Genomic DNA, 17,203 nt, shown 5'->3' with positions numbered 1-17,203 from the left:
AATGAGATCTGATCAGAGACCCTGCGGTGCCCTCGCGATCAGGTACTTGCCGTCGACCTGCTGCGTGTCGAACGCCTCCCGATACGTCTGAGTCTTACCGTCGGGAGTGTTCTCCGTGATCACCACCAGGAAACTGTTCGCCGTCAACTCGTTGATGCGCAGGCAGTACGTGGTACCCACCGGATACTGATCGATGACCTGCTGCGCCACGTTGACCGTGTTCGGTTTCACGAAGGTCAACGCCTTGGCCGCACTGCGGTCGGTGTAGATCGCGTGCTCGAAGCCGAGGATCGCGCCGACCCCGCTGTTGGTGTCGCCGGGACCGTTGCCGACGGTGGTACCGCCGCTCTTGTAGGTCTGGCAACTCGCCCCGCCGTCCTGCGTCGGGGCCTGCGCGCCCGGCGTCGCGGTGGGGTTGGGACTCGGGTGGTCTCCACCGCGCATGGCGTACACGATCACACCCACGATCGCCAGCACCACGACCACTCCGGCCGCGATCCCCCCGTACAGCACACCGCGATTGCGGCGCGACCCGTCCGAGGTGGGCGCGGAGGTCTGCCGCCCCGAGGAGGAGCCGAAGTCCAGGGCCATATCGTCGTCGTCCCACAGCGAACCCGAGGACGAACTCTTGCCCGACGCGGATCCGCGCGCGGCGACACTGGGCTCGCGCGGCGCGGCGAGCTTCTTGGCCAGATCGTCGTCGTCCCACAGCGAACGCGGCTGTCCGGACTGCGACTGCTCGGGCCGGGTGGGCGGGCGCGGCGGCACGGCCTGCCACGTTCCGGTATCGGGCCCACCCTGACCACCGGCCTGATCCGAATACCGCACCGTCTCCTGCGAGCCGGTCGAATACTGTTGCGGCTGAACGATTTCCCGCGAACCGGTCGAGTCCGGCGCACGGTACTGCTGCGGCGGCTGCACGATCTCGCGCGACCCCGTCGAATCGGGTGCGCGGTACTGCTGCGGCGGCTGTACGATCTCGCGCGACCCCGTCGAGTCCGGCGCACGGTACTGCTGCGGCGGCGCGGGCACCGTCGGCTGCACCGGCGGGGCGGGCTGCTGATCGACCGGCTGCCAGCCGAGGCTGGGGCGCTCACCCCCATCGGCGGGCTGCCACCCCACGGCCGGACGTTCCGGAGCGTCGGCGGGCTGCCAGCCCACCGCACCCCCACCGGTCGGCGGACCGAACGCATCCATCGGCGGCCCGAATTCACCGACCGGCGGACCGAACCCGGACGTGGGCGGTCCGAAACCCGACTCACCCGATTCGTCGTGTTCCGAATCGTCCTTGGAGGCCATCACCCGTTCCTTCCCCAGGACACCCGCGTGGGGCGGTCTACCAACGACCGCCCCACGCCGAACCAGCTTGCACCGATGTCCCCCGGGCCAGCACCGAGTCTCAGTTCTGGACCGAACCACTCCACTGCGTGCTGACACCGGCGACATTCACCGTCTGCGGGGCGTAATTCCCCTCCGGCAGCCTACCAACGTGAGCGGCCGCGTCGAGTGCGGCGACCCCACCCGGCTGCATCCGGATCCACCCCTCGACCGCGGCCTTGGCCGCGTTGGCCTGGGTGGAGTCGACGTAGGTGGTGTTCTTGACGTCGTTGAAACCGGTGCGGGCCTTGAGGTCATCGATACCCGTGGTGTGGGTGTACGTGGTGACCTTGATCTTGTTGGCCTCGACGTACTCGATCGAGACGCCCGCGTCACCGGTCCCGTTCGGGGTTCGGTAGCCGACCGTGCCGACGTAACCGTTGGCGTTGTTGAAGTGGTGCGTGTTGGCCACGTAGCCGGGGGCCAGCCCACCGCCGTCGATGTTCGCGCCGACCTCGGTGTGCGGGCCGTTCATCTGCACCACCGGCGCGGCCGGGGCGGAATGCAGGCTCGGCGAGCTCCAGCGCGGCGGGCCCTGCACGGTGCCCTGCTGGGCGGCGCCGTTACCGGCGAGCGAATCCATGGTGCCCTGGCCGGGCTGCGGCTGGCTCGGCTGCTGATTCGGCTGCGCGGTACCCGGGTTGGGCATCACGGCCGGCTGCGCCGGGCCGGTGTCGGTGCTCTGTCCGGGCACCGGCAGCGGCGCGACGCGCGGGGTGGTGACACCCGGCTGCACCGGACCGGCCAGGCTCTGATCCGGTTGCGTCCCATTGGGATTGGGCTGCGTGACGCCCGGCTGCGACGGGGTGACACCCGGCTGGGCGCCACCCGGCGCGGTCACTCCGGGCTGCGGGGTGTTCTTGTCGTTCGACTGCCCCGGCTTGGTGACGCCCGGCTGCGCGGGAGCCTGATTCTGCGTCGAGGGGGTACCCGCCTGGGTGTCGCCCGGCTGCGCGGGCGTGGTGGGCACCGGGGTCGGACTCACTGGGTCCGCACCAGCCGGTGTGGCCAGCAGAGTGACCACGGCGGCCGCGGTGGCCAACGGCAACGACGTGGCCACCACGCGCTGCACCCGATTCGGCTTACTACGCTGATGTTTCACTGCTCGCAGTCCCTTTCCCGAGCACGGCCGCCGTCATGTCGGGCAAAGCACACCGCACTCCCGTTATCCCTCATCAGATGCCGGACCGCTGACACGACCCCGGGGGCCGCTCGCGAACTCCGGTCGGGAAAGGCACAATCCCCCGTCACGAAATCTGCCAACCAACCCACCACTCACATCTCTGCGGGAAGTGAATCACACGAACAGGTTTCCGGCAACATGTATCGAATTCCCAGTGCCGCAAACGCACTCGCTCCCGCGAGAGGTGTTGTCCAGGGGACTGATCGGGCGTGAACGACGGCCCGCCGGAACATGAACGATGCCCGAAAGCCGTGCGGCGCCGAGCGATCGGAAGGTGTCCGGTCCGGACTACCCCAGATCGTCGTGCCGCATCAACTGACGCGCGGCCTCGGTGATCGATCCCGACAGCGACGGATACACCGAGAACGTCTGCGCCAGATCGTTCACGGTGAGATTGTTCTGCACCGCCATCGCGATCGGCAGGATCAGCTCCGAGGCGATCGGCGCCACCACCACGCCGCCGATCACCACACCGGTCGCCGGACGACAGAAGATCTTCACGAAACCGCGTCGCAGCCCGGACATCTTGGCCCGCGGATTGGTGTTCAACGGCAGCATCACCGTGCGCGCCGGAACCTGACCGTCGTCGATCGCGTTCTGGCTCACCCCGACCGTGGCGATCTCGGGCCGGGTGAACACCGCCGAGGCCACCGTCTTGAGCCGGATCGGCTGCACCCCCTCGCCGAGTGCGTGATACATCGCGATCCGGCCCTGCATCGCGGCCACCGAGGCCAGCGGGAGCAGTCCGGTGCAGTCGCCCGCGGCGTACACACCCGGCACCGTGGTACGCGAGACGCGGTCCACCCGCAGATAGCCGCCGCGGTCCAGTTCGATACCGATCCGCTCCAGACCGAGGTTGGCGGTGTTCGGGGTGGAGCCGACCGTCATCAGCGCGTGCGAACCGGTGACCTCGCGGCCGTCGGAGAGTTTCACCACGATGCCGTCGTCGGTGCGCTCGACCGCGTCCGCGCGCGCCTGCTTGACCAGTTCCACACCGCGTTCGGCCAGGGCGTCCTCGAGCACGAGCGCGGCGTCGGCGTCCTCACCGGGCATCATCCGGTCGCGGCTGGAGACCAGCTTCACCTTGACGCCCATCTCGGTGTAGGCGTTGACGAATTCCGCACCGGTGACACCGGATCCGACGACCACCAGCGTCTTGGGCATCTCCTGCAGGTCGTACAGCTGCCGCCAGTTCAGGATCCGCTCGCCGTCCGGTTCCGCGCCGGGCAGCACACGCGGGCTCGCGCCGGTGGCGATCAGCACCACCTCGGCCTCGAGCACCCGCTCACCGCCGCCGGCCAGATTCGCGCGCACCAGATGGGTGGCCAGGCCCGGAATCTGATCGATCAGCTCGCCGCCGCCGTTGAGGATGGTCACCCCAGCGGCCTGGAGTTTGGTGCGGATATCGGCGGACTGCGCCTGCGCCAACGCCTTCACCCGGGAATTCACCTCGGACAACCGCACCTGGGCCTGCGCCGGATGCAGCGTGATGCCCAGATCCCGCGCGCGGCGCAGATCGGTGCGCACACCGGTGGAGGCGATGAAGGTCTTGGAGGGCACACAATCCCACAGCACGCACGCGCCACCGACGCCGTCGCAGTCGATCACCGTGACCTCCGCGCCGTGCGCGGCCGCAACCAGTGCGGCCTCGTAACCGGCCGGACCGCCGCCGATGATTGCTATGCGGGTCATGGATACCTCCGCCTTCGTGCTGTTCGACCGGGATCTCCGATACCGGCAAAGCGTATCTGTGCGCGTTCACGAGGGCGCGCGCGCCGCGCGTTTGCGGGTCCCGGTGGGCGGCCGGACGGAGCCGAGGTACGTGCTCCTTCGCCGTCCTCGCGGTCATTCGATACTCTTGCCTGGTGCCGATATACGCCGCGTATGGATCCAATATGGATCCCGAGCAGATGCTCAAGCGCTGTCCGCACTCCCCCGTGTACGGAACCGGCTGGTTGGAGGGCTGGCGCCTGACCTTCGCCGGAGACGACATCGGCTGGGAGGGACCGCTGGCGACGGTGGTCGAGGAGCCCGGATCCCGCGTGTTCGTCGTGCTCTACGACGTGCCCGACGAGGACGAGGTGAGCCTGGACCGCTGGGAGGGTTCGGATTTCGGCATACACAAGAAGATCCGGCTGCGCGTCAGCCCCAGTTCGGGCACCGGTTCACAGCCCGTCCTGGCCTGGCTGTACGTCCTGGACGCCTACGAGGGCGGCCTACCCTCGGCCCGCTACATCGGCGTCATCGCCGACGCGGCCGAAAAGGCCGGAGCCCCAGCCGAATACGTCCACGCGCTACGCACCCGCAACTCCCGAAACGTCGGCCCCGGCGCTGTGTGATCGGCCGCTGCTCCGGCGTGTTCGCGGCCGGCAAGGCTTACCGTTCAACACTCGGGCTTCGCTCATGCGCTTCGAGCGCTGAACGACAAGCCGACCGCGAACTCCCCGCTCGAAGGCTCGGCTCCGTGCGGATCACCGCGGTAGCCCACACCTCACCAACGCACAGGTGATAGCTGAGCGGTACACAGGTGACAGCAGAGCGGCCGCACCCGATGTGGATGCGGCCGCACGGCTGAGTGATTCGGCCTAACTCGCGTTCAGGACCAGGTTGGTCAGCACGCGCACACCGACGGCGAGGGCGCGTTCGTCCAGGTCGAACGTGGGCTGGTGCAGGTCGAGTTGATCGCCGTGGCCGGACCAGACGCCCAGCCGGGCCATCGCGCCGGGGACTTCCTCGAGATACCAGGAGAAGTCCTCGCCGCCGCCGGACTGCGGAGTGTCGGCCAGCGCGTCGGGACCCACGGCGCGGATCGCGTCCTCGAACATCCGGGTGGCCTGTTCGTCGTTGACCACCGGCGGGACGCCGCGCTTGTAGTTCAGCTGATACCGCACGCCGGTCGGCGCGAGTAGGCCCTCGACGATCTCCCGCACCATCGGCTCGAGCAGCGACCACGTCGCGTGATCGCCGGTGCGCACGGTGCCGGTGAGCATGCCCGTCTGCGGAATCGCGTTGGGGGCCTTGCCCGCCGAGACCGCGCCCCACACCATCACGGTGCTGGTGCGCGGATCGATCCGGCGGCTCAGCAGCCCCGGCAGACCGGTGATGACCGTGCCGATCGCGTACACCAGATCGCTGGTCAGATGCGGACGCGAGGTGTGCCCGCCGGGTGAGTCCAGCACCAGTTCCACGGTGTCCGCGGCCGAGGTGATCGCCCCGACCCGCACCCCGACACGCCCGGCCTCGAGCCGGGGATCGCAGTGCAGCGCGAACGTCCGCGACACGTCCTCCATCGCACCCGCGGCGACCATATCGATGGCCCCGCCGGGCATGACCTCCTCCGCGTGCTGGAACACCAGCCGCACCCCGACCGGCAGATCCGGCACCTGGGCCAGCGCCGAGGCCGCACCCAGCAGGATCGCGGTGTGGGCGTCGTGCCCGCAGGCGTGCGACACGCCCGGCACCGTCGAGGCGAACGGCAGTCCGGTGTACTCCTGCAACGGCAGCGCGTCCATATCCGCGCGCAGGCCGATCCGCGGGCCGTCGGGACCGATATCACACAGCAGACCGGTCCCGGTGGGCAGCTTCTGCGGTTCCAATCCGGCCTTGACCAGCCAGGACTCCACGAATTCGGTGGTCGCGAATTCGGTCCGGGACAACTCCGGGTTGGTGTGCAGATGACGTCGCCAGCCGACCAGGTCGTCCGCGTTGTCGCGGAGCCACGCGTCGACGATCGCGCGACCCGCGCCCGGACTGCTTGGTTCGTCCGCCGAGGCCGTCGTATCCGGGCCTGCCGCCGCCGCGGTTCGGCCGTCCGTACTCACCGAAAATCCTCCTGTCGCTGAACGCTGTGTTCCAACAACCGTTCTCTATGGAATTGATCGCCCGCGACCTGTATCGCGGTACGCGCCAACGCCGTGGCCCCGTCGATCACCGCCAGATCCGCGGAACCGGTGACGCACGCGGCCGCGAACTCCGGCTGATGCGTCACCGATCCCGCGGCGTCGATGCCGATGACCGGATGGATGCCCGGGATGACATTGGTGACGTTGCCCATGTCGGTGCTGCCCAGCGGGCGTGCCGCCTCGAGTTCCGGCGCCAGTGGTACGCGTCCGATTCCGGTGATCTGCTCGCGGTAGGCACACAGTACTGCCGCGTCGGGGGTGAGCTCGGTGTACGTGGGCGCGAGCAACCGGATGTCGTGGGTGGTTCCGGTCGCCAGCGCTCCCGCCTCGAAGCAGGCCGATGCGCGTCGCATCAGATCATCGAGGGATGCGGAGTCGGCTGCCCGTAGGTAATACAGCAGTTCCGCGTGCTCGGGCACGATATTGGGGGCAACGCCGCCGGACTCGACTATACCGTGCAGTTGCTGCCCGGGCGCGAGATGTTGACGCAGCAACCCCAGCGCAACCTGCGCGACGGTGACCGCGTCCCCGGCGTTGCGGCCCAGTTCGGGGGCCGCGCTGGCGTGTGCGGCCCGGCCGCGATACCGGACGGACAGATCCGACAGGGCCAGCGAACGCGCGCCGACGATGTCGAACGGCCCGGGATGGACCATCATCGCCATCGCCACGTCGTCGAACACACCGCGTTCGAGCATCAGCACCTTGCCACCGCCGCTCTCCTCGGCCGGTGTGCCGAACACCTTCACCGTGATCGCGCACGCATCGGCCACCTCGGCCAGCCCGAGCGCCGCACCCACCGCCGACGCGGCGATGATGTTGTGCCCGCAGGCGTGGCCCATCTCTGGCAACGCGTCGTATTCGGCGCAGATTCCCACCACGAGCGGGCCGTGGCCATAGGTCGCGGTGAACGCGGTGTCCAGCCCGGCAACCCCGGTCTCGACCGCGAATCCGCGTTCGTGCAGCGGCTCGAGGGTCTTCGCGGCGCTGCGGACCTCGGCGAACGCGAGTTCCGGTTCGGCGTGGATGGAGTGCGACAGCGCGACGAGTTCGGCGGCGGCGCGGGCGATCCCGGCGTCGGCGGCAGCGGTGAGCGTCGGATCGGCCGCGGCGAGAACGGGATCGGGCGACGGATCCGCGGGCTCGGGCTGTCGGTCCGCGCCACGATGTGCCATGGCATCAGTCTCGCACCGACCGCGAGGTTGCGGAGTGTTGGCCGCGGGTTCGGCGGCGGTGACCCGCGGGCGTCGATCAGGGTTGGAAGGCCAGGTTCTCCTGGGTGGTCGGCACCGCGAGGCCCGCGAGGGCGCGGCCGTGCAGGGCCCGCTTGATGACCGGCAGATTCGGCTTGCGGTTACCGGCCAGTGCGGCGGCCCGTTCGACGGCGCTGGCCAACACCGCGTCAGCGTCGGCCGCGGCGTCGACGATTCCGGCGGCGATCGCGGCCTCCGCGCCGTAGCGGCGGCCGGTGGTCATCGCCTCGACCGCGACCTGATTGGTCAACCGCTCGGTGACCAGCGCGTTCATCGCGACGGTGAACGGCATGCCCAGATGCACCTCGGGCAGGCACCAGTAGCCGCGATCGGAGCGCATCACCCGGAAGTCGTGCGAGGTGGCCAGCATCGCGCCCGCGCCGAAGGCGTGCCCGTTCACCGCGGCCACGGTGGCCATCGGGAAGGTCAGCAGACGGGTGTAGAGGCTGTGCACCCGGTCCAGATACCAGCCGCTGCGATCGAAATTGCCGAACAGCCAGTCGGTGTCCAGGCCGTTGGAGTAGAACTTGCCGGTCGCGACGGTGACCAGCGCGGCCGGCGGATGCGGCTGCTCGGCGGTGACCCCGGTCTGCTCGACCTCGTCCAGCAGACCGTGGAAGGCATCGATCCAGTCGGGATGGAAGCGGTTCTCGTTGTCGGTCTGCCCCTCGTCGCCGAGGTAGAGCACGAACACGTCTCCGTCACGTTCCAAATGCGGCATACGCAGCAGCATAACGACGCCGTCGGACAAGTTACCGGCGAGTCGGTACCGGCACCCGCATCAGATCCTCGGCCACCACCAGTTCGCCGTCGAAGTACTTCGCGGCCTCGAGCCGATGGTCCTCGAGGTCGGCGTAACGCTGCGAGAAATGGGTCAGCACCAGCGTGCGCACCCCGGCCGCCTGCGCCACCTGCGCGGCCTGGGCCGCGGTGAGGTGACCGTATTCGTGCGCCAGGCCCGCGTCGGTGTCCAGGAAGGTGGCCTCGATGACGAGCATGTCGGCGTGCTGCGCCAATTCCTCCACGCCCGAACACATCCGGGTGTCCATGACGAACGCGAACCGCTGCCCGTGCCGCACCGTGGAGACCTCGTCCAGGGTGACGACCCGGTCGTCGGGCAGCCGCAGCGAACCCTCGCGTTGCAGACGCCCGACATCGGGTCCGGAGATACCGAACGCGGCCAGCCGATCGGGCAGGATGCGCCGCCCGTCCGGCTCGATCAACCGGTAGCCGAAGGTTTCGACGCGATGGTCCAGCCGGATCGCCTCGAACTCGAATGCGGTGTCCGGCAACGGAATCGGACCCGCCGCCGCGACCGGTTGCTCCCGCACCCCGGCGAAGTACGGCACCACATCGCGCAGGCGGCAATAGAATTCGCGTCCCGCGGCCGGGAAGCAGATGTCCACCGGATGCGTCACCTGATCCAGGTTCAGGCGCGCGAGCACGCCGGGCAGGCCGAGGCAGTGGTCACCGTGGAAGTGGGTCAGGCAGATTCGCGTGATCGAGGCGGCGGACACGCCCGCGAAGGACATCTGACGCTGGGTGCCCTCACCGGGATCGAACAGCAGCCCCTCGCCGTCCCAGCGCAGTAGATACCCGTTGTGGTTACGCTGGCGGGTCGGCACCTGGCTGGCCGTCCCCAGCACGACGAGCTCACGCGCAGTCACAACTCTGTTCCCACCACATTTTCGACACGACGTCCACCCGCGCACCGCGGGTCCGGCCTGCGCGACGCTACCAGGCACCCCGGGCCACGGCAGGTCACCCGGAAACCGCACGCCGTGAGGTATCGCACTATCGTGAACCACATGCTTGCCGAACAGGCCGCCGCGGCGATCGCCGAACGCACTGGAGTTCCGCACCATCGTATCGCCGTCGTACTCGGCTCGGGCTGGCAGGACGCCGCCGCCGAGATCGGCGCACCGACCGCGTCGGTGCCCATGACCGAGCTGCCCGGATTCGACGCGCCCACCGCCCAGGGCCACCAGGGCACCGTGCATTCGGTGACGGTGAACGATTCGCCGGTGCTGCTGATGATGGGCCGTCAGCATCTCTACGAGGGCCACGAACCCGCGCAAGTCGTGCACGGGGTGCGCACGGCCGTCGCCGCCGGTGCGGACACCATTCTGCTCACCAACGCGGCCGGGGGCATCCGTCCCGGACTGCGGGTGGGCGAGCCCGTGCTGATCTCCGATCATCTGAATCTGACCGGGCGCACGCCGCTGACCGGCGCCACGTTCGTCGATCTGGTCGACGCGTGGGATCCCGGATTGCGGGCCCTGGCAAGGGAAGTCGATCCGGATCTGACCGAGGGCGTCTACGCGGGGCTGACCGGACCGCAGTACGAGACGCCCGCGGAGATCCGCATGTTCGGCGCGCTGGGCGCGGATCTGGTCGGCATGTCCACGGTGCTGGAGGCCATCGCGTGTCGCGCGCTGGGGGCGCGGGTGCTGGGAATTTCGCTGGTCACCAATCTGGCCGCCGGGGTGACGGGTCAGCACCTCTCGCATGCCGAAGTGCTCGCCGAGGGCCGCGCCGCCGCACCGCGTCTGGGCAAACTGCTGCGCGGTGTGCTCGAACGCCTCTGAGTCCGCTCGAACGCTCCGGGTCGCCGGATTCGCGGGCGCGGCGAGACCCGGCCGCGCGTTTCGAATTCGAGGAAACCTGATGTGCCGGAAGGGATTGTGCTGATGTTGCGGTTCGGGACGGCCGGTCTGCGGGGTCCGCTGCGGGACGGGCCGGACGGGATGAACGTCGAGACGGTCTCACGCACCACCGCCGGACTCGCCGCCTGGTTGCGCGAGCGCTGCCTGGGCGGCGGTGTGGTGATCGTCGGCCGCGACGCCCGGCACGGTTCGGCCGAATTCGCCACGGCCACCGCGGAAGTCCTCGCCGCGGCCGGATTCGCGGTGCTGCCGCTGCCGCGCCCGCTGCCCACCCCGGTGCTGGCCTTCGCCGTGCGGGAGCTGAAAGCCGTTGCCGGAGTGCAGATCACCGCGTCACACAATCCGGCCACCGACAACGGCTACAAGCTCTACCTCAGCGGCGGCTCCCAGCTGATCCCGCCCGCCGACACCGAGATCGAACGTTGCATCGAGGCCGTCCGCGACCCGATCCCCCGCGCCGATCCCCTCCCGACCTCCCCCGACCCGCACCTGCTTAACCTCCCGTCCGGCACTCCCATCGCCGAACTGGGCGAGGAGATCGTCCGCCGGTACCTCGACCGCGTCGCCACCCTGCCCACCAGGCTCGACGCACAACCCGACCACACCACCACCCCGCCCGCCCGACTCGACACACAACCCGACCACACCACCACCCCGCCCGCCCGACTCGACACACAACCCGACGACGCCACCACCCCGCCCGCCCAGCTCGACACACAACCCGACCACGCCGACACCCTGCACGCCCGACTCGACACACAACCCGACCACACCACCACCCCGCCCGCCCGACTCGACACACAACCCGACGACGACGCACAACCCGGCCGAGCCGAAGCAACGCGCGAACAAGCCGCCGCGAGGCCGGGCGGATCGGGCACCGAGACGGACTCCGAGACCGTCGGCGACCCGGGCCGATCATCGGAGGCTTTCCCGGATGTGATGCCGCTTCCCGTGCGGCGCAACGAACTCCGGATCGCGCTGACGCCGATGCACGGGGTGGGCGGGGAAACGGCCGTGGCGGCGCTGCGTGCGGCCGGGTTCACCGATGTGCGCGTGGTGGACGAGCAGTTCGCGCCGGACCCGGATTTTCCGACGGTGAGTTTCCCGAACCCCGAAGAGCCCGGGGCCTCGGATCTGCTGCTGGCACTGGCCGATCGAGTCGATGCGGACGTGGCGATCGCGCTGGATCCCGATGCCGATCGGTGTGCGGTCGGGGTGCGCGGGCCGGACGGTTTCCGGATGCTGCGCGGGGACGAAACCGGTGTGCTGCTGGGCGATTTCGTGCTGCGCAGCGCGCCCGCGGACGCACTGGTCGCGACCACCATCGTGTCCTCGCGGCTACTCGGCAAGCTGGCCCCGGCGCGGGGCGCGCGGTACGCCGAGACGCTGACCGGTTTCAAGTGGCTGGCGCGCGCCGGTAGCGGCACGATCGGGCTGGGGCCGGAGGCGGCAGCGGAGCGTCACCACGCAGGCCTCCCGATCGTGCCCCGGCAACCGCGCCTGGTCTACGCGTACGAGGAGGCGATCGGGCACTGCGTGGATCCGGCCGCGGTGCGGGACAAGGACGGGATCTCGGCGGCGGTCGCGGTCGCCGAACTCGTGGCCCGGCTGCGTGCGGAGGATCGCGGCCTGCTCGATCTACTCGACGATTACGCGCTCGAATTCGGGCTGCACGCGGGGGATCAGGTCTCGCTGCGATTGGCCGATCAAGCCGCTGCCGCACAGGTGCTCGCGCGGTTGCGGGAGAACCCGCCGGACGTCATCGCCGGAACCCCGGTCACCTGCACCGATTCGGCGCAGGTGCGCGGCCCGATGCGCACCGACGCGCTGATCTTCGAGGCCGATACGTTCCGCGTCGTGGTTCGCCCCTCGGGTACCGAACCCAAGCTCAAGTGCTATCTCGAAGTGTTCGAACCGGTGCCGGACCGCGCGGCGCTACCGGCGGCGAAACAGGCTGCCGCGCAACGCTTGTCGGAGCTGCGCAAGTATTTCGAGAATCTGTAGCGCGGGGGTTCGGCCAGAACCTGTTCTGTCTCGGACGAACTCACGCCGCCGAACCCGGAATCGCCGGACGTTCGGCCGGAAGCTGTTCCGTATCGGACGAACTCACGCCGCCGAACCCGGAATCGCCGGACGTTCGGCCGGAAGCTGTTCCGTATCGGACGAACTCACGCCGCCGAACCCGGAATCACCGGAGCCCGAGGCGATCCGGACGCACTCTCGAAACTGTCCGGACCCTCCGTGGACGCTTCGGCTAGCGCGGCCCGAACTGACGATCGCCCGCATCCCCCAGACCCGGCACGATGTACGCGTTCTCGTTGAGCCCGGTATCGATCGTCGCGGTGACCAACCGGACGGGCAGCCCGGATTCCTCCAGTGCCGCAACACCTTCGGGTGCCGCGACGACGCACACCGCGGTGATGTCGGTGGCCTCGCGCGCGACCAGCAGTTCCAGGGTGTGCCGCATCGAACCGCCGGTCGCCAGCATCGGATCCAGCACGAAGACCGGCACCCCGGCCAGGCTCTCGGGCAGCGATTCCAGGTACGGCACGGGCTGATGGGTGCGTTCGTCGCGGGCGATGCCGACGAAGCCGACCCGCGATTCCGGAATCAGCTCGCTGGCGGCCTCGACCATGCCCAGACCCGCGCGCAGCACCGGCACCAGCAGCGGCGGATGCGCCAGCCGCACCCCCTCGGTGACCGCGACCGGCGTGGCGACCTCGAACGTCGTCACGGGGGCCGCGCGCAACGCCTCGTAGATGAGGATTCCGGTCAGATCCCGCAGTGCGCCACGGAAAGCCGGGTTCGGCGTGCGCTCGTCGCGCATGATGGTCAGCAGGGCGGAGGCGAGCGGGTGATCCACGATGTGCGTTCGCATGAGGGAACGATAAGGTTTGTGCCGGGGCCTGGCCCGCACTCCGTCCGGGAAAAATTCTTGTTCGGGAGTGGAACCGTTCTCGTGGAGCCTGCGTCAAACTACTCGGATGACGTAATCTGCCACCAGACCAGCACGATGGGGGATTGTGATGCCCAAGATCTCGGTCGACACCGAAGGCCTGGCCGCCTACGGTGCGACAGCCGGTGGATTGGCCGGTGAAATGGCCTCGGCCGCAACCGTTGCGGCGACTGCCGATCCGACCCTGCTCGGCCCGATATTCGGGCTCGTCGGGGGCGATTTCCTGACCGCGTACTCCGCGGCGCACGCCGGACACGTGGCCTCGATCGGCCAGCTGTCCGCGGTGCTCGGCACCATGGGCACCGCCGCGGCGGGCGCATCGGTCAGCTACGCGCAGAACGACGCCGAGCGCGTCACCGCCATGCACGCCGTACAGGAAGAGCTCCAGGCATGATCGCCGGGATCGACCTCGACGCGCTGGCCAAGCCGCTGGTGGATCTGGTCGCCAGTTTCGGCACCGGGGTCATGCCCAACGGCGGCCCCGCCGACGCGCTGCGGCAGACCTCCACCACGTTGGACGGCATCCACAAGGCCGGCAGCACCAGCATCAACCAGATGACCAACGCGTGGAACAGCCGCGCCGGTGACGCCGCCATGGACAAGGCCATGCAGGTGCAGACCTCGGCGGCGAACATCTCCGATCGCGGCACCAACATGGCCGATGTGGTCAGCCAGGCCGCGTCCACGGTGCAGACCGGGCAGCAGAAACTCGCCGGCATCCTGCAGGATTTCGTGCACCAGGTGAACGTGCTCGGCCCCGCGGCCACCACGCCCGTCGGCCTGACCACGGTGGTCACCTCGGCGATCGATCATTTCGGCCAGGCGGTCGGCGTGGTCGGCCAGGTGCGGTCGGATCTCGATACGCACACCGCGTCGATGACGCAGCTGACCCCGGCCCCGTCCAGCCCCTCCACGGTCGGCACCCCGGTCAACACCGCCTCGCTGATCTCGCAGGCCAGCAGCGGTGCGGAGACGGCGTCCTCGCTGCTCAGCGGCGTATTGTCCAGCGGCGGCTCGACGGTCAGCTCGCTGACCAAGAACGCCTCCAAGGATTCGAAGACCTCCACCGCGTCCAACAGCAGCACCGACAACAAGACCACCAAGAACGGCGGCGTGATGATCACGCTGCCCGACGGCACCAAGGTCGAGGCGCCCAACCAGAAGGCCGCCACGGCGGTGAACGCGGCGATCAAATGCTGCGGCACCCCGTACGTCTGGGGTGGTAACACCCCCGGCCAGGGCCTGGATTGCAGTGGTCTGACCAAGTACGCGTACGGCGAGGCGGGGGTCGACCTGCCGCGGCTGGCGGCCGATCAGAGCCAGGGCGCGACGCAGGTCAGCCCCGGCGATGTGGAGCCGGGCGATCTGGCCATCTGGGATGGTCACGTCGCGATGGTGGTGGGTAACGGAAAGATGGTCGAGGCCGGAGATCCGGTGCAGATCGACGCGATTCGAACGGAGAACATGGGAATGGCGTTCCACGGCTTCTACAGGCCCACGTCATGAGCGCGCCGCAGCAGGACATCCCGAACGTCACGGTCGCCTCGAGCACCAATCGTTCGGGCACCATCACCGTGCGGGCGACCGATCAGGGCATGCCGGTGGAGATCAAGTTCGAGCGCAGCGAATACCGTTACGGCGCACAGGCTCTGGCCGCCGAGATCCTGCGCCTGACCAAGCGGTCGGCGATCGTGGCCAAGGCGCGTCGCCGGGAGTTGCTGGCCGAGTCGGGGATGCCCGAGGAGATCCTCGACAAGCTCGGCCTGCCCACCCGCCGCACCGCAGTGGACGAGCTGGATCGGATGGACGACGAGGACACCGGACCGACGAGCTGGATGAGGCAGGTCTGAGCAGATGAGTGCCGAGATGGACGCGCTGGTCGCCGCGGCGACCGACAAGCTCGAGGCCCTGGAGGCCGCACTGCAGGGCCTCGGACAGGTGCGCGGCAAGCACACCAGCGAGGACGGACTGGTCAGCGTCGAGGTGAACAGCGACGGCGCCCTGGTCGGCCTGCGCCTGGCCGAGTCGATCACCTCGCGCCCGCCCGCCGAGGTGGGGCAGGCCATCATCCAGGCGTGCACCCAGGCGGCCCAGGATGCGGGCGAACAGCGCTCCAAGGTCGTGGCGACGCTCAACTCGAGCTTCACCACACAGCAGCCGGGAAATGTTGGGGGGCGGGCCGAATAGTGCCACAGGCGCAGGGTCGATAGGCTCACGGTCATGGCTTCTGGAGACATCGTCCCGATCGAGCTCGGCCTGACCGACGGCGATCTCGTCACCCTATGGGCACCGCGCTGGCGCGACGGTGAGGACGAGTGGGAGGCATTCCTCGGACACGAGGAGGCACTGTACGGTTTCGACTCGGTCGCGGAGCTGGTCGCGTTCATCCGGACCAACGACGACAACGATCTGGTCGACCATCCGTCCTGGAAGGTCATCGCCGGATTGTCGGCGGCCGAACTGGAGCCCGAGGACGATCACGTCTTCGATCTGGTCGCGGTGCCGGAGCTGGCCGCGGGCGATCCCGATCCGGAGGCCATCGCCGAGCTCGACGCGACGCTCGACATGGCCCGCACCATCGGTGACGTGTGCGAGCTCGAGGTGGTGACCAAGTTCTTCGACTCGCACACCGAGATCGGCACGCTGTCCTCGGGCATGACGGCCTTCTACGGTCGCGAGGGCGAGGAGCTGTGGGGCCGGATCGGCGCGGCCATCGTCAAGGATTGGGACGAGGTCGTGGACGCCATCGACGCGGTGGTGAAATCGCCGGAGGTGGACGCCGACGCGGTGGCCGTCGCCGAGGCCGAACTGCTTGCGGCGGAACAGAACATCGTCGACGCCGAGGACGCGGCCGAGAACGACGAGGACGACGAGATCGAGCAGGTCGACCTCGACGCGGAGGACGAGGACGCCGAAGACGAGGAGGAGACCTTCTGGCACGGCGTCGGCATCGACCCGGTCCGGATCGTCACCTCCGAGGGCCAGCTCTTCACGCTGCGCTGTTATCTCGACGACGAGCCGGTGTTCCTCGGCAGCAACGGCCAGATCACGGTGTTCGGTTCCGAACGCGCCCTGGCCCGCTACCTGGCCGACGACCACGATCACGATCTGGCCGCGGTGAGCACGTACGCGGAGGTACACACCGCGGCGATCGACGGGTCGCTGGAGGTGGAGGTCTCCGACGAGAACGTCTACGTGCTGCCCGGCCTGGCCGACGATCTGGCCGAGGGGCCCGAGTCGGTCGATCTCGATCAGCTCGATCTCGCGGTCGAATTGTTCACCGACGCAGCCGATTACGCCGGCGACGACGCCGTGGAACAGGCGCTGGCCAAGTCCACCTCGCTCGGCTCGTACGTCTCGTACCTGCTCGAGCCGGACCCGGGCCGGTTGGCTCCCAGCGCTCCCTTCGCCGCCGAGGCCGAGGCGTGGCGGGTGCTGGAGCGTGCCTTCGAAACCCGGCTGCACAAGGATTAGGCAGCGGCCGCGACTTCCACTGCGGTGGAAGTCGGCCACGCATTGCCGCTGACTCGATATTCTGTCGAGTCATTTGCGGCGATGGGTATTGCCCCCGAACCCGGGGGCTTGTTCGCCGTTTATTCAACCGTGGTTTCCGAACACGGATTTACCGCCGGACTCGCGTTGTTCCCGTGCCGTCGTGCGCGCCTGTTATCGGGCCGCGCGCCGGTAGTGCCCTGCTTGTGACCTGCTCCAGCCGTGGGAACAAAGCTGTGTGCCACCGGAAGTACCATCTTCCGAAATACCACTTTTTCATGTTGTAATGGCTTCGCCACAATCAGCTTGAAGGTGGTGCACCAGGTCGGGGATGTACGAAAGGGGCCTGGGCATGGCACGACGTGGTCGGTCGC

At 68.9% G+C, this 17,203-nt stretch carries 16 protein-coding genes; 8 read left to right on the top strand and 8 right to left on the bottom strand.

The window, feature by feature from the left end:
* Positions 1-12: 12 nt before the first annotated feature.
* The 3 genes from NRB20_RS31905 to NRB20_RS31895 all read right to left on the bottom strand — a co-directional run bounded on the left by NRB20_RS31905 (position 13) and on the right by NRB20_RS31895 (position 4,252).
* Entirely contained in the window at positions 13-1,299 is a 1,287-nt protein-coding gene (locus NRB20_RS31905) for a hypothetical protein (protein WP_153415132.1), read from the bottom strand.
* Between the two features lie 100 nt (positions 1,300-1,399).
* The gene (locus NRB20_RS31900; protein WP_319945658.1) at positions 1,400-2,479 is read right to left on the bottom strand and encodes a hypothetical protein; all 1,080 of its coding nucleotides are present in this window, start codon (positions 2,477-2,479) and stop codon (positions 1,400-1,402) included.
* A 369-nt stretch (positions 2,480-2,848) separates the two neighbouring features.
* On the bottom strand, positions 2,849-4,252 hold the full coding sequence (locus tag NRB20_RS31895) for an NAD(P)H-quinone dehydrogenase (protein ID WP_153415131.1): 1,404 nt from the start codon (positions 4,250-4,252) through the stop codon (positions 2,849-2,851).
* 173 nt (positions 4,253-4,425) lie between these two features.
* Between NRB20_RS31895 and NRB20_RS31890 the strand changes: the two genes are divergently transcribed.
* Positions 4,426-4,899, top strand: coding sequence for a gamma-glutamylcyclotransferase (locus tag NRB20_RS31890; protein WP_319945657.1), 474 nt, complete (start codon positions 4,426-4,428; stop codon positions 4,897-4,899).
* 246 nt (positions 4,900-5,145) lie between these two features.
* Here the strand turns inward: NRB20_RS31890 and NRB20_RS31885 are convergent, their stop codons facing one another.
* The 4 genes from NRB20_RS31885 to NRB20_RS31870 form a co-directional block, all read right to left on the bottom strand.
* Positions 5,146-6,291 (bottom strand): M20 family metallopeptidase, encoded by a 1,146-nt coding sequence (locus tag NRB20_RS31885; protein WP_319945679.1) that lies wholly within the window; start codon positions 6,289-6,291, stop codon positions 5,146-5,148.
* 86 nt (positions 6,292-6,377) lie between these two features.
* On the bottom strand, positions 6,378-7,634 hold the full coding sequence (locus tag NRB20_RS31880; RefSeq protein ID WP_153415130.1) for a M20 family metallopeptidase: 1,257 nt from the start codon (positions 7,632-7,634) through the stop codon (positions 6,378-6,380).
* A gap of 76 nt (positions 7,635-7,710) precedes the next feature.
* The gene (locus NRB20_RS31875; protein ID WP_153415129.1) at positions 7,711-8,433 is read right to left on the bottom strand and encodes an enoyl-CoA hydratase-related protein; all 723 of its coding nucleotides are present in this window, start codon (positions 8,431-8,433) and stop codon (positions 7,711-7,713) included.
* Positions 8,434-8,464: 31 nt separating this feature from the next.
* A complete protein-coding gene (locus NRB20_RS31870) occupies positions 8,465-9,379 on the bottom strand; it encodes a ribonuclease Z (RefSeq protein ID WP_319945656.1) in 915 nt (304 codons plus the stop codon).
* A 141-nt stretch (positions 9,380-9,520) separates the two neighbouring features.
* Between NRB20_RS31870 and NRB20_RS31865 the strand changes: the two genes are divergently transcribed.
* Positions 9,521-10,300 carry a purine-nucleoside phosphorylase gene (locus NRB20_RS31865; RefSeq protein ID WP_153415127.1) on the top strand — a complete coding sequence of 260 codons (780 nt, stop codon included), beginning with the start codon at positions 9,521-9,523 and terminating at the stop codon, positions 10,298-10,300.
* Between the two features lie 102 nt (positions 10,301-10,402).
* Positions 10,403-12,385, top strand: a complete 1,983-nt coding sequence (locus NRB20_RS38605) for a hypothetical protein (RefSeq protein WP_227834079.1) — start codon at positions 10,403-10,405, stop codon at positions 12,383-12,385.
* 250 nt (positions 12,386-12,635) lie between these two features.
* Here the strand turns inward: NRB20_RS38605 and upp are convergent, their stop codons facing one another.
* Positions 12,636-13,259 (bottom strand): uracil phosphoribosyltransferase, encoded by a 624-nt coding sequence (upp, locus tag NRB20_RS31850; protein ID WP_153415126.1) that lies wholly within the window; start codon positions 13,257-13,259, stop codon positions 12,636-12,638.
* Between the two features lie 148 nt (positions 13,260-13,407).
* On the opposite strand from upp, the gene NRB20_RS31845 reads away from it, so the two are divergent.
* The 5 genes from NRB20_RS31845 to NRB20_RS31825 are packed head-to-tail and all read left to right on the top strand — an operon-like array spanning position 13,408 to position 16,811.
* The gene (locus NRB20_RS31845) at positions 13,408-13,731 is read left to right on the top strand and encodes a type VII secretion target (protein ID WP_153415125.1); all 324 of its coding nucleotides are present in this window, start codon (positions 13,408-13,410) and stop codon (positions 13,729-13,731) included.
* Positions 13,728-14,843, top strand: coding sequence for an NlpC/P60 family protein (locus NRB20_RS31840; protein WP_153415124.1), 1,116 nt, complete (start codon positions 13,728-13,730; stop codon positions 14,841-14,843). The genes NRB20_RS31845 and NRB20_RS31840 overlap by 4 nt, the downstream gene beginning before the upstream one ends.
* The gene (locus tag NRB20_RS31835; RefSeq protein ID WP_153415123.1) at positions 14,840-15,187 is read left to right on the top strand and encodes a hypothetical protein; all 348 of its coding nucleotides are present in this window, start codon (positions 14,840-14,842) and stop codon (positions 15,185-15,187) included. Before NRB20_RS31840 ends, NRB20_RS31835 begins: the two co-directional genes overlap by 4 nt.
* Positions 15,188-15,191: 4 nt before the next feature.
* Positions 15,192-15,524 (top strand): YbaB/EbfC family nucleoid-associated protein, encoded by a 333-nt coding sequence (locus tag NRB20_RS31830; protein ID WP_153415122.1) that lies wholly within the window; start codon positions 15,192-15,194, stop codon positions 15,522-15,524.
* A 33-nt stretch (positions 15,525-15,557) separates the two neighbouring features.
* Positions 15,558-16,811: a primosomal protein gene (locus tag NRB20_RS31825; RefSeq protein ID WP_153415121.1), complete on the top strand. Its 1,254-nt coding sequence runs from the start codon at positions 15,558-15,560 to the stop codon at positions 16,809-16,811.
* The last annotated feature ends 392 nt before the right edge of the window (positions 16,812-17,203 follow it).

Origin of the sequence: Nocardia macrotermitis (genome assembly GCF_009604405.1) — a bacterium.
Classification (GTDB): Bacteria; Actinomycetota; Actinomycetes; order Mycobacteriales; family Mycobacteriaceae; genus Nocardia; species Nocardia macrotermitis.
This window is presented reverse-complemented; position numbering and strand designations above follow the sequence as displayed.